Source organism: Paraoerskovia sediminicola (assembly GCF_030296575.1).
Lineage (GTDB): Bacteria > Actinomycetota > Actinomycetes > Actinomycetales > Cellulomonadaceae > Paraoerskovia > Paraoerskovia sediminicola.
On the sequence record NZ_AP027729.1, the window covers coordinates 2,689,045 to 2,701,454 of the forward strand.

9 protein-coding genes, 1 tRNA gene, 1 other RNA gene and 2 pseudogenes are annotated in these 12,410 nt (G+C 73.1%); 10 read left to right on the forward strand and 3 right to left on the reverse strand.

From position 1 onward, the window contains the following. Nucleotides 1-37: 37 nt before the first annotated feature. Nucleotides 38-2,784, reverse strand: a pseudogene (aceE, locus tag QUE47_RS12430) (pyruvate dehydrogenase (acetyl-transferring), homodimeric type). 291 nt (nt 2,785-3,075) lie between these two features. Between aceE and QUE47_RS12435 the strand changes: the two are divergent. The 4 genes from QUE47_RS12435 to QUE47_RS12450 all read left to right on the forward strand — a co-directional run bounded on the left by QUE47_RS12435 (nt 3,076) and on the right by QUE47_RS12450 (nt 5,354). Further along, on the forward strand, nt 3,076-3,489 hold the full coding sequence (locus QUE47_RS12435; protein WP_286217548.1) for a DUF3052 domain-containing protein: 414 nt from the start codon (nt 3,076-3,078) through the stop codon (nt 3,487-3,489). Beyond that, nucleotides 3,479-3,955 (forward strand): redoxin domain-containing protein, encoded by a 477-nt coding sequence (locus tag QUE47_RS12440; protein WP_286217549.1) that lies wholly within the window; start codon nt 3,479-3,481, stop codon nt 3,953-3,955. Before QUE47_RS12435 ends, QUE47_RS12440 begins: the two co-directional genes overlap by 11 nt. 15 nt (nt 3,956-3,970) lie before the next feature. Next, a tRNA-Val gene (locus QUE47_RS12445) sits at nt 3,971-4,044 on the forward strand. Nucleotides 4,045-4,142: 98 nt separating this feature from the next. Further along, a complete protein-coding gene (locus QUE47_RS12450) occupies nt 4,143-5,354 on the forward strand; it encodes a globin domain-containing protein (RefSeq protein WP_286217550.1) in 1,212 nt (403 codons plus the stop codon). A 20-nt stretch (nt 5,355-5,374) separates the two neighbouring features. On the opposite strand, the gene QUE47_RS12455 is transcribed toward QUE47_RS12450, so the two are convergent. Continuing rightward, nucleotides 5,375-5,968 carry a TetR family transcriptional regulator C-terminal domain-containing protein gene (locus tag QUE47_RS12455; protein ID WP_286217551.1) on the reverse strand — a complete coding sequence of 198 codons (594 nt, stop codon included), beginning with the start codon at nt 5,966-5,968 and terminating at the stop codon, nt 5,375-5,377. A 191-nt stretch (nt 5,969-6,159) separates the two neighbouring features. Here QUE47_RS12455 and QUE47_RS12460 point away from each other — a divergent pair. From QUE47_RS12460 to QUE47_RS12475, 4 genes and pseudogenes are all read left to right on the forward strand, one after another. Beyond that, nucleotides 6,160-7,898, forward strand: a pseudogene (locus QUE47_RS12460) (bifunctional 3'-5' exonuclease/DNA polymerase). A 38-nt stretch (nt 7,899-7,936) separates the two neighbouring features. Continuing rightward, on the forward strand, nt 7,937-8,872 hold the full coding sequence (locus tag QUE47_RS12465) for a Nif3-like dinuclear metal center hexameric protein (RefSeq protein WP_286217552.1): 936 nt from the start codon (nt 7,937-7,939) through the stop codon (nt 8,870-8,872). Between the two features lie 29 nt (nt 8,873-8,901). Then, on the forward strand, nt 8,902-9,636 hold the full coding sequence (locus QUE47_RS12470; RefSeq protein ID WP_286217553.1) for a zinc ribbon domain-containing protein: 735 nt from the start codon (nt 8,902-8,904) through the stop codon (nt 9,634-9,636). Then, complete coding sequence (locus tag QUE47_RS12475) at nt 9,637-10,587, forward strand: histidine phosphatase family protein (protein ID WP_286217554.1); 951 nt, start codon at nt 9,637-9,639, stop codon at nt 10,585-10,587. Between the two features lie 77 nt (nt 10,588-10,664). Here the strand turns inward: QUE47_RS12475 and QUE47_RS12480 are convergent, their stop codons facing one another. Further along, entirely contained in the window at nt 10,665-11,477 is an 813-nt protein-coding gene (locus tag QUE47_RS12480) for a YaaA family protein (protein WP_286217555.1), read from the reverse strand. Between the two features lie 105 nt (nt 11,478-11,582). Between QUE47_RS12480 and QUE47_RS12485 the strand changes: the two genes are divergently transcribed. Further along, nucleotides 11,583-11,969 carry a tautomerase family protein gene (locus tag QUE47_RS12485; RefSeq protein ID WP_286217556.1) on the forward strand — a complete coding sequence of 129 codons (387 nt, stop codon included), beginning with the start codon at nt 11,583-11,585 and terminating at the stop codon, nt 11,967-11,969. 23 nt (nt 11,970-11,992) lie between these two features. Further along, an RNA gene (gene rnpB, locus QUE47_RS12490) (RNase P RNA component class A) lies at nt 11,993-12,383 on the forward strand. Nucleotides 12,384-12,410: the final 27 nt, after the last annotated feature.

Sequence of the window (12,410 nt, forward strand, 5' to 3'; positions counted from 1 at the left end):
CCTTCGTGCTACGCGCGGTGCACGCAGAGCCGGACGGTCAGCTGTCGCCGCCGGCGTTGCCGGAGGTCCCGGCGTTCACGTCGTGGATCTGGTACTTCTCGATCGCCTGCGAGAGCACGCTGCGCTCCAGCTTGCCCTGCTTGACGAGGCTCTCGAGGACGCGCAGCGCCGTCGAGGGTCCGTCGATCTTGAAGTGGCGACGCGCGGCGGCACGGGTGTCGGAGAACCCGAACCCGTCGGCGCCGAGCACCGCGTAGTCACCCGGGATCCACTGGCGCACCTGGTCGGGGACGAGGTGGTCGTAGTCGCTGGTGGCGACGAACGGACCCTCGGCGCCCTGGAGCTGCTGCGTGAGGAACGGCGTGCGCGGCTCCTCGTCGGGGTGCAGGTACCAGTGCTTGTCGGCGGCCAGCGCCTCGCGGCGCAGCTCGTTCCACGAGGTGACGGACCAGACGTCCGCCTGGACGCCCCAGTCCTCGCGCAGGAGCTCCTGCGCCTCGAGCGCCCACGGCACGCCCACGCCCGAGGCGAGGATCTGCGCCTTGTGGCCTTCGCCGTCCGACGTCGAGACGCGGTGGATGCCACCGAGGATCCCGGCGACGTCCACGTCCTCGGGCTCGACCGGCTGGTGCATCGGCTCGTTGTAGACCGTCAGGTAGTACATGACGTCCGGGTCGCGGCCGTCCGACCCGTCGCCGTACATGCGGGTCATGGCGTCGCGCACGATGTGCGCGATCTCGTAGCCGTACGCCGGGTCGTACTGGACGATCGCCGAGTTGGTGCCTGCGAGCAGCGGCGAGTGACCGTCCGCGTGCTGGAGGCCCTCACCGGTGAGCGTCGTGCGGCCCGCGGTGGCGCCGATGATGAACCCGCGGGTCATCTGGTCGCCGGCGGCCCAGAACTGGTCGCCGGTGCGCTGGAACCCGAACATCGAGTAGAAGATGTAGACCGGGACGAGCACCTCGCCCTGCGTGGCGTACGAGGTGCCGACGGCCTGGAACGCCGAGGCCGAGCCGGCCTCGTTGATCCCGGTGTGCATGATCTGCCCGGACTCGGCCTCCTTGTAGCTCAGCATGAGCTCGCGGTCGACCGCCAGGTAGTTCTGGCCCTGGGTGTTGAAGATCTTCGCGCTCGGGAAGATCGCGTCGAGACCGAAGGTGCGGGCCTCGTCGGGGATGATCGGCACGATCCGGTTGCCGAACTCCTTGTCGCGGATCAGGTCCTTGAGCAGCTTGACGAACGCCATCGTCGTGGCGATCTCCTGCTTGCCGGAGCCCTTCTTGAGCGCGTCGTACGTCTTCGACTCGGGGAGCGTGATCTCGGAGTGCTCGGTGCGGCGCTCCGGGACGAACCCGCCGAGCGCCTCGCGGCGCTCGAGCATGTACTTGATCTCGGGTGCGTCCATGCCCGGGTGGTAGTACGGCGGCTCGTACGGGTTGGCGTCGAGCTCCTCGTCGGAGATCGGGATGTGCAGGTTGTCGCGCAGCGCCTTGAGGTCCTCGAGCCCGACCTTCTTCATCTGGTGCGTCGAGTTGCGGCCCGCGAACGTCGACCCGAGCTGGTAGCCCTTGATCGTGTGGGCGAGGATCACGGTCGGCTGGCCGGTGTGCGCCGTCGCCTGCGCGTACGCCGCGTAGATCTTGCGGTAGTCGTGGCCGCCGCGCTTGAGCTTCCAGATGTCCTCGTCGGTCATCTTCTCGACGAGCTGCTTGGTGCGCGGGTCGCGCCCGAAGAAGTGCTCGCGGATGAACGCGCCGTCGTTGGCGCGGTACGTCTGGTAGTCACCGTCGGGCGTCGTGCCCATGAGGTTGACCAGCGCGCGGTCCTTGTCGGCGTTGAGCAGGGTGTCCCACTCGCGGCCCCAGATCACCTTGATGACGTTCCAGCCGGCGCCGCGGAACTGCGCCTCGAGCTCCTGGATGATCTTGCCGTTGCCGCGCACCGGGCCGTCGAGGCGCTGCAGGTTGCAGTTGACGACGAAGTTCAGGTTGTCGAGGTTCTGCTGCGCAGCGAGCTGGAGCATGCCGCGCGACTCGGGCTCGTCCATCTCGCCGTCGCCGAGGAACGCCCAGACGTTCTGCTGGCTGGTGTCCTTGATCCCGCGGTTGTGCAGGTACTTGTTCGTCCACGCCTGGTAGATGGCGGACGACGGCCCGAGCCCCATGGAGACCGTCGGGAACTCCCAGAAGTCCGGCATGAGACGGGGGTGCGGGTACGACGGGAGACCGCCACCCTCGTGCGAGACCTCCTGGCGGAACCCGTCGAGCTGGTCGGCGGTGAGCCGGCCCTCGAGGAACGCGCGGGAGTAGACGCCGGGGAGGCGTGGCCCTGGAAGTAGATCTGGTCGCCGCCGCCCGGGTGGTCCTTGCCGCGGAAGAAGTGGTTCAGGCCGACCTCGTAGAGGGTCGCGACCGAGGCGTAGGAGGAGATGTGGCCGCCGACGCCGATCTCGGGCCGCTGTGCGCGCGTCACCATGACGGCGGCGTTCCAGCGGTTCCAGCTGCGGTAGCGGCGCTCCAGCACCTCGTCGCCGGGGAAGTACGGCTCCTCGTGCACGCCGATCGTGTTGACGTACGGCGTGTTGATCGAGGTCGGCACAGCGACGTTGCGCTCCCGCGCCCGCTTGAGGAGGCTGAGCAGCACGTAGCGCGCGCGAGGGCCACCACGGTCGTCGATGAGCCCGTCGAGGGACTCCACCCACTCGCTCGTCTCGGCCGGGTCGAAGTCCGGGACCTGGCTGAGCAGCCCGTTGATCAGCGGTCCGGTCTCGTCGTATGAAGCCACCAGTAACCTCTTGTCTCGTTCTGAGCGGTGCAGTGTCCTGTGTGCCCTGCGGTGCTCTCCTCGGGCCCCGGGACGATCGGTCCGAGCGCGTGCGCCGGGGCGCTCGAGCAGGTCCGCGTCGTCGAGGTGCTGCCGTCATTCTCGTCCGAACCCGGGGATAAGTCACCCAGGGGAGAGGGTCTGCGGGCGTGACGTCCGCGACACCACGGCGCAGCGACGGTCCGTGGGCTACCTTTGCGGGTACGAGGATCCGCGTGACGCGCGGGCCGCAAGGAGAGGACGAGATCAACTGTGGGAGCGGATGCTGACCCGCGCGACGCGAGCCGGCTCGGGTTCAAGCACGACCAGGTCATCCAGGAGTTCGGCTGGGGTGAGGACGTCGACGACGACCTGCGGGCCGACATCGAGGACATCACCGGGTCGGAGCTCGTGGACGAGTACTACGGCGACGTCACCGACGGGGTGATCGCCTGGTACCGGGACGGCGACGGCGATCTCACGGACCTGCTCGTCGACGTCCAGACGCTGGTCGAGGAGGGCGGGAAGATCTGGATCTTCACGCTCAAGCCCGGCCGCGACGGCCACGTGGGCCACGGCCTCATCCAGGAGTCGTCCACCACGGCCGGACTCCACGCCACGAGCACCTTTTCCATCGCGGAGGACTGGAACGCGACGAAGCTCGCGGCCAGCGGGCGTGGTCGCTGACCCGCTCCCGGTCGGGGCGCGGGTCCCGGACGTCACGCTGACGGACGCGCACGGCACGCCGCTGCACGTCCGCGACCTCGCCGGGGCCGACGGTCCCGCTCTGCTGGTCTTCCTGCCGTACGCGTTCTCCCCGGTCTGCACCGGCGAGATCGGCGCGCTCGGTTCCGCGCTCGACGACCTCGAGCGTGCCGGGGTGCGGGTGGTCGCGATCACCTGCGACCCGGTGCCCGCTCTGCGCGCGTGGGCTGACGCCGAGGGCTACCCGGGCGAGCTAGCCTCCGACTTCTGGCCGCACGGCGAGGCCTCGCGGGCGTTCGGGGTGCTCGACGAGTCCCGGGGTGTCGCGGGGCGGGGGTCGTTTCTCCTCGACGCCGGCCGCGTGGTCTGGTCGACGTCCACGGCGCCCGGGGTGGCGCGCGACGTCGAGGACTATCGCGCCGCCGTCCGAGGCCTGGAGACCGGGTAGGCTCACCTGCTGCCAGGGCCTGTAGCTCAGCTGGTTAGAGCGCCACGTTTACACCGTGGATGTCGGGGGTTCGAATCCCTCCGGGCCCACCCCTGCCGAGCGCTCCTTCTCACCCGCTGCTAGCGTCGAGAACACCTACCCGCGACACCGAGGGTGCTCGACGACGAGCATCCCGGGAGGAGCCAGGATGCTCTCGGAACAGTCCACGAACGTCGTCAGGGAGACGCTTCCGGCCATCGGTGGCGCGATCAACGACATCACCCCACGGTTCTACGCGCGGATGTTCGACGCGCACCCGGAGCTGATCCGGGACGTGTTCAACCGGGGCAACCAGGCGCAGGGCGAGCAGCCCAAGGCCCTCGCCGCCAGCATCGCGGCGTACGCGACGATGCTCGTCGCCCCGGGTGGCCCGCCGGCTCCGTCGACGCTCGAACGGATCGCCCACAAGCACGCGTCGCTCGGCGTCGTCGAGGACCAGTACCTGATCGTCCACAAGCACCTCTTCGACGCGATCGTCGAGGTCCTGGGCGAGGCCGTGACCCCCGAGGTGGCGGCGGCGTGGGACGAGGTCTACTGGCACATGGCGCGCGACCTGATCGCCGCGGAGCGTTCGCTCTACCGCGGCGCCGGTGTGAGTGACGGTGACGTCTGGCGTGACCTGGTGGTGGCCGAGCGGCACGAGGTGGGCGGCGACGCGGCCTCGTTCGTCCTCGCGGATCCCGACGGTGCGCCGCTCCCGGGGTTCACGCCCGGACAGTACGTGTCGGTGCAGGTGCCGATGGCGGACGGCGCGCGTCAGATCCGGCAGTACAGCCTGTCGTGGAGCCCTCGACGAGACCGGTGGCGGATCGGGGTCCGGCGGGTCCCGTCACTGGGCGGCGACCCTGCCGGCGAGGTCTCGTCCATGCTCGTCGACACGCTCGAGGAGGGCCAGCACCTGCGGACGTCCCTGCCGTTCGGGGACCTGCGGCTCGCCGACGGCGACGCGCCGCTCGTCCTGGTCTCGGCCGGTATCGGCTGCACACCGATGATGGGCATCCTCGACCATCTCGCGTACGGGGAGGCTCCTGGGCGCCGGTCGGTCACGATCGTGCACGCCGACGCGACGCCCGCGCGGCACCCCTACCGCGAGGAGCTGCCCGGCCTGGCCGAGCAGATCGACGGCGCCGCGCTGCACACCTGGTACGAGTCGCTCGACGGCGTCCCGGCGTCGAGCACCACGCACGAAGGATGGGTCGACATGGGCAAGGTCCCCGTGCCGCTCGACGCCGACGTCTACCTGTGCGGACCGCTGCCGTTCATGAGTCTCGTGCACGACCAGCTCGTGGCCCTCGGGGTGTCGCCCCTGCAGATCCGGTACGAGGTGTTCGGGCCGGACACGTGGTTGCCCAGCGCCTGACCGCGTGAGAGAGCCAGCGCCTAACTGAGGCCGTAGGCCGCGAGCGCCCGGTCGACCGCAGCCTCCCGCGCGGCCCGGGTGTAGAGCGAGGGGTCGCACGCGCCCAGCGCGCCGAGCCCCTCGGTCATCCCGACGAGGGACAGCGTGATCGCGGCGGCGTCCAGCTTCACCAGACCCGGTCGGCACAGGAGCACGAGAGTGCGCACGCGTTCGACGAAACGTCGGTTCGTGGAGACCTGGATCTCCGCGAGGGTCGCGTCGTCGAGGGCCGCGGCGACGAACCCGAGCCGGGAGCGGTCGTCGACGACCTGCTCGGCGTCGGGGGCTGCGAGCAGGAGCGTGGCGCGCAGCGCCGCGGCCGGGGAGCCGCCGGCGGCGACGTCGGCGTCGACCTGCTCCAGCAGGGCGTCGATGGCGTGGCGCTGGACGTCACGGGCGTGGACGAGCATCGAGCTGCGGTCCGCGAACGCGTGCATGACAAGCCCCGTGCTGCAGCCTGCCTCGCGCGCCACGGCCCTGATCGTCACGGACTGCGGTCCGCCGTGGGCCAGGAGCGTCTGCACCGCGTCGGCGACGCGCTGCGCGGTCGCGGCGTCGTCCTTGGGGCGTGCCACGGGCGGACCTCCATGGTCTGTCGGGCCGTGTCCGGCGACCGGTGCTGAGCGGGGAACAGTCGTTACCGTAATGCATCGCCGGGTGGTGGAAGTGCCGGTGAACATGCTGGTGAGACGGCGTCGACGCACCATCCGGCCGGTCCGTGCCGGCCGCGCCCTTCGGCGTCGGTGGCGCACGGCAGACTGGGGCGATGCTCGCCGTCTGCACGCCCGGGTCCGCGGGGTGCTCCGTCACCCTCCTGTCGGACGACGGCGCGCCCCTCGCGAGTGGACCGGGCGCCGGTGTGCGGGGACCGGGCGGGACGACCTACCCGGGCCTGCCGGACGCCGTCCGACACCTCGAGGCTCCCGGTGCCCGGTGGGTGTGGGACGACACCACGCGCCGGTACCCGGAGGTCCTGGCCGCCGGTCTGCGGGTCGAGCGCTGCACGGACCTGAGGCTGACGCACCGGCTCCTGCGGGCGTCCGCGCGGGCCGCGGGTTCGGCACTCCAGGAGTCGCCGCGCGGAGCGTGGGACGACCTTGAGCCGCTGCTGACGGTGACGCCCGCGGAACCCTCGCCGGACGCGCTGTTCGAGCTGGCGCCGGGCCCGCGGGACGGACGCCGCGACGCCGACGTCGACCCGCTGGCCGAGCTCCGGTCGCAGGCCGACGCCGTGGCCGGCGCCGACCGGTCGGGAGCGCTGCGCCTGCTCCTCGCCGCGGAGTCCGCCGGGGCCCTCGTCGCCGCCGAGATGCGCCACGCCGGCCTGCCGTGGAGCGCCGAGGCGCACGACGCGATCCTCACGGAACGTCTCGGACCGAGACCGGCCCTCGGGGCCCGCCCGGCCCGTCTGGAGGCGCTCGCGGTCCGGATCCGCGCCGCCCTCGACGCCCCGGCGCTCAACCCGGACTCGGCCCCCGCGCTCCTGCGGGCCCTCGGGTACGCGGGGGTCCCGGTCGAGAGCACACGGCAGTGGGACCTCGAGTCGGTCGACCACCCCGTGGTCGCGCCGCTGCTCGAGTACAAGAAGCTCTCCCGCCTGCTCACCGCGAACGGCTGGGCGTGGCTCGACGCCTGGGTGCGCGACGGCCGGTTCCGACCCGAGTACGTCGTGGCGGGGGCGCCGTCCGGCCGCTGGGCGACGAGCGGCGGCGGCGCGCTCCAGCTACCGCACGCCGTGCGGGCCGCGGTCGTCGCGGACCCCGGCTGGGTGCTCGTGGTCGCCGACGCCGCCCAGCTCGAGCCGCGGGTCCTCGCGGGACTCGCGCGCGACGAGCGCATGGCGCAGGCCGGCCGCGGCCGCGACCTCTACCAGGGCATGGTCGACGTCGGCGCCGTCGAGACGCGCGACGACGCCAAGGTCGGGGTCCTCGGCGCGATGTACGGGGGGACGACCGGGCAGTCGGCGCTGCTCGCGCCGCGGCTCCAGCGGGCGTTCCCCGACGCCGTCGGGCTCGTCGAGGCCGCGGCGCGGGCGGGGAGCGCGGCGAGCCCGTGACCACCCGCCTCGGGCGCACGTCGCCTCCGCCCGACGAGGACTGGGCGGCGAGCCAGGCCGGGGCGTACGCCGACGGCGCCACGCCCCAGGATGCCGCGCGTGCACGGGCCCGGACGCGCGCCTGGGGGCGGTTCACGCGCAACTTCGTCGTGCAGGGCACAGCGGCCGAGTGGGCGCTGTGCTGGCTCGCCGCGCTGCGCGGTCGCCTCGCCGCGATGCCCGACGCCGCCCGGCCGGGTCGCGCCCCCGAGCCGTTCGCCCGCAGGCCGCACCTCGTGTACTTCCTGCACGACGAGGTCGTGGTCCACGCGCCGGCGGAGCAGGCCGCGGACGTCGAGGCCGTGCTGCGGGAGGCGGCGGCCGAGGCCGGCCGGCTCCTCTTCGGGGACTTCCCGGTGGACTTCCCCGTCACTGTCGCGACCGTCGACCGCTACGCGGACGCCAAGTAGTGCCGCGACGCAGCGGACCCGCGCCATATCCTGGGGCCATGACGGCCACCTCCGACAGCGACCACCCGAACGCGACCGAGGCGCCCGCGGCGCCGACCCTCGCCGACGCGGTCCGGGTCATCGAGGACCTGTACCCGCCCCACACTGCTGAAGGGTGGGACGCCGTCGGGCTCGTCGCCGGCGACCCCGCCGCGCCGGTGCACAAGATCCTGTTCGCGGTCGACCCCGTCGAGACCGTGGTGGACGAGGCGGTCGAGTGGGGCGCCGACCTGATCGTCACCCACCACCCGCTGCTCCTGAAGCCCGTCCACTCCGTCGCCGCGACCACGTTCAAGGGATCGCTGGTGCACCGCCTCGTGCGCGAGGGCATCGCGCTGCACGTCGCGCACACCAACGCCGACGCCGCCCCCGACGGGGTGGCCGACGCGCTCGCGGACCTGCTCGGGATCCTCGACCGGGCGCCGCTCGTGCCCTCCGGGACCGATCCGGAGGTCCGCGGGATCGGCCGCGTCGGGAGGCTCGAGCAGCCCGTGACGCTGCGTGTCTTCGCCGAGGGCGTCGCCGCCGCGCTGCCGGCGACCGCCCAGGGCGTCCGGGTCGCGGGCGACCCCGACGGGACGGTGCGCACCGTCGCCGTCGTCGGCGGTTCGGGCGACTCGCTGTTCGACGACGTCCGCGCCGCGCGCGCCGACGTCTACGTCACCGCGGACCTGCGTCACCACCCCGCGTCCGAGCTCCGGGAGCGCGCCGCCTTCGAGGCGTCGGACGGCGGCTCCGGGACCCCGTACCTCGTGGACGTCGCGCACTTCGCGAGCGAGTGGCCGTGGCTCGCGCTCGCGGCGCGGGACGTCGTCCGAGGACTGGGCGCGACGCCCGCCGGGGCGACGGAGGACCAGGGGGCGGGCGGTACGGTGGAGGCCCGCGTGAGCACCCGCAGCACGGACCCCTGGACGTTCCGCGTCGCCCCAGCCTGACCCTCGAGCACAGCACGAAAGGACCCCCTGTGACGACCGCACCTCCCGAGGACCAGCGCAGGCTGCTCGACATCCAGGAGCTCGACACGACGATCCAGCAGCTGCGCCACAAGCGCTCCACGCTGCCGGTGCTCGCCCGCCTCACCGAGCTCGAGTCGCAGATCGCCGACCTGTCCACCTCCCTCGTGACGTCCCGCACCGCGGCGAGCGACCTGAAGCGCGAGCTCGCCAAGGCCGAGGCCGACGTCGAGCAGGTCCGCAGCCGGGCCACGCGCGACCAGGGCCGGCTGGACTCCGGGTCGGTCGGCGCGAAGGACGCGCAGGCGCTCGTCAGCGAGCTCGAGTCGCTGCACCGCCGCCAGGAGGCGCTGGAAGAGGTCGAGCTGGACGTCATGGAGCGGCTCGAGTCGCACCAGGACGCGCTCGCGAAGCTCGAGGCCGCCAACAGCGAACTCCTGGCCGCGAAGGAGGCCGCCGAGGCCGAGCGCGACGAGCAGGTCGCCGCGATCAACGCCGAGGGCAAGGGCGTCGTCGTCGCGCGCGCCAAGGCCGTCCAGGGCATCGACCCCGGGCTGCTCGCGCTCTACGACAAGATCCGCGCGCAGAACGGTGGCCGGGGCGTCGTCGCCCTCAAGGGTGGCTACGCGGACGGGCTGAACATCAACCTCGCGCCCGCCGAGCTCGCCGAGATCAACGCCGCGGCCCCCGAGCAGGTCGTGCGGCTCGAGGACTACGGACACATCGTCGTCCGCACGGACGCCTGAGTGCGGCCGCACGACTCGCAGCAGACCCCGGGCGCCGCGGAACCGCACGACGGCGCGACGGGCACCGACAGCACCGACGGCGCCGAGGGTACCGGCTCGAACGGTCGCGGCCCCGCGGAGGCTCCGGACGCCCCGGCGCACAGTTCCGTCGCCGACCCGCAGCCCGACCCGGGCCCCGAGGTCGATCCGCAGCCCGAGGCGCTGAGCGTCGGTGCGGTGCCGGGCGCCGAGCCCGCGGCCCTCGCCGCGGACGGCAAGACGCCGCCGACCCGACGGACCTTCTCCGGCCCGCGCCGCAGCTTCGACCCGAGCCTCGCCGCGACGCTCGTGCTCGTGCGCCACGGCCAGACCGAGCTGACGGTCGCTGGGGCGTACTCGGGAGCCGCCGCACCTGGGCCCGGCCTCACGGCCCGCGGCCGCACCCAGGCCGCGCACGCCGCCGACCTCGTGCGCCGCGTCGGCCGCGAGGCGTGGACCGAGCTCCCGACGGCGCAGTCGCTCGTGTCGTCGCCGCTCGCCCGCGCGCAGGAGACGGCGGCCGCGGTCGGACGCCGCGTCGGGGCGAACCCGACGGTCGACGACCGGCTCACGGAGGCCGACTTCGGTGTCTGGGAGGGTCTGACGGCCCTGGAGATCGCGGAGGGCTGGCCTGGCGGCCTCGAGGAGTGGTACGAGACCGGAACGCACCGGGCGCCGGGCGGCGAGTCCGTCGCCGACGTCGGGGAGCGGGTCGCGCCCGCGATCTCCGAGCTCGCGGCCGAGCACCGCGGCCGCACGGCCGTGCTCGTCGGGCACACCGTGCAGATCCGCGCCGCCATCGGGGTCGCGCTCGACGCGCCGCCGTCACGCTGGAGCACGCTCCGGCTCCCGCCGGCGTCGGTGAGCATCCTGCGCGTCTGGCCGGGGAGCATCACCGAGGTCGTGGCGGTCGGCGTCCCCAGCGACCTCTGAGCGTGGTGCCGCCGCGCGACGGAACCGCTGTGCCGCCGCCGTCGTTACCGGCGTGACCCGAGAGCGGCAGCGCGGCGTCAGGAGACGACGAGCTCCAGCGTCCGCGGACCGCGCGCCGGCCTCGGGTGCAGCGAGACCTCGAGAAGGTTCGACGGCAGTCCCGTCCCGACGGCGGTCGCGAGCGTGGTCCCGACGAGCTCCTGAGCGGCGGCCACGACGCCCCTCGCGGTCGTCGGCGCGGTGCGTCGGCGCAGCAGGTGCCCGGTGAGCACGCCGCGCGTGTGCTTCGCGTTGTGCGAGACCACGGATCGCTTGCCGTCCACCTCGCGCAGCACCTTCACGGCCAGCCACTCGGTCCGCGCGGCAGGGCGCCACGCGGCCGCGTAGGACGCCGACCTGCAGTCCACGACCACGTCGCCTGATGCCCGCTCGTCGAGCGCCGCGGTCAGGTGCGGGCGCCACGCGGTCGCCAGCGCGCCGACGCCGGGCAGCGTCGTGCCCATGGAGAGCCGGTAGGCGGGGATCCGGTCGACGGGGGAGACGGCGCCCCAGAGCGCGGACACCGTCAGCACGCTCGTCGCGGCCCGGCGGGTCTGCGCCGCAGTCAGCCTGCCGAACCCGGCGGCCTCGTACAGCACGCCCGTATACACGGACGACGCCGGCCCCGCGGGTGCGCTGCGCAGGTCCACGTTGCGGGCCACCTCGGCCGCGAGCCCCGGCGTGACCCCGAGGACGTCGATCGCGTCGGCACGGGCGCTCGCGGCCACGAGCGCGTCGAGGACGCGTTCGCGCTGCGCGGTGAGCGACGGGAGGCCGAGCGACGCCGGGTCGACGGGAGCGCCGCCGTCCGGCACGGTCTTGCCCTCGGAGGGCGGCAGGAGGACGAGCACGCACACACGCTACCGGCTGGCGGCGGACCGCCGTCACGCGGGACGGCCGGTGTGGGGGCGCGCCTTGTGGGTCTGGTCACGCGACGTCCCGCTAGGCTCCGCGCCATGGTCCAGGTGAAGGTCTACGGGTCGCGCGCCGTGTGGGGCGAGCGTCGGGCGCAGGTGTCGGACGCCCTGCACGCGGCGCTCGTGAGGACGTGGGGGATCCCCGAGGAGAAGCGGTTCCACCGCTTCCTGCTGCTCGAGGACGGTGATCTGGTCGCGCCGTCGCGCAGCGAGGCGTACCTCGTCGTCGAGGTCGTGTGCTTCGCCGGCCGTAGCGTCGAGGCGAAGCGTGCGCTCGTGCGCGCGGTGTTCGACGAGGTCGCGCCCGCGCTCGGTCTGACGCCGGGCGACGTGGAGCTCGTCGTCCTGGAGGCTCCGCCGGAGTCGTGGGGGATCCGCGGCACGAGCGGCGACGAGCTCGCGCTGACGTACCGGGTCGACGTCTGACCCGGGTATCCTCGGGAGGCGGACGAGTCGGCTGGACGGTCGCGTGGCGGTGGAGACACCGCCCCGAGGAACGTCCGGGCTCCTCAGAGCGAGGTGGTGGGTAACGCCCACCCGGGGTGACCCGCGGGACAGTGCCACAGAGAACAGACCGCCACGGCGGCCGGCTTCGGTCGGGTGCCGGGGTAAGGGTGAAACGGTGGTGTAAGAGACCACCAGCGGCCCAGGCGACTGGGTCGGCTCGGTAAACCCCACCTGGAGCAAGGTCAGACAGGATGTGTTCGAGGGCTGCTCGCCCGAGCATCCGGGTAGACCGCTGGAGGCGTGCGGCAACGTACGTCGTAGATGGATGGCCGTCTCCCGCGCGCGGGCAACTGCGCGTGGTGACAGAACCCGGCGTACAGGCCGGCTCGTCCGCACTTCCCGAGCATGTCGCGCGACCGC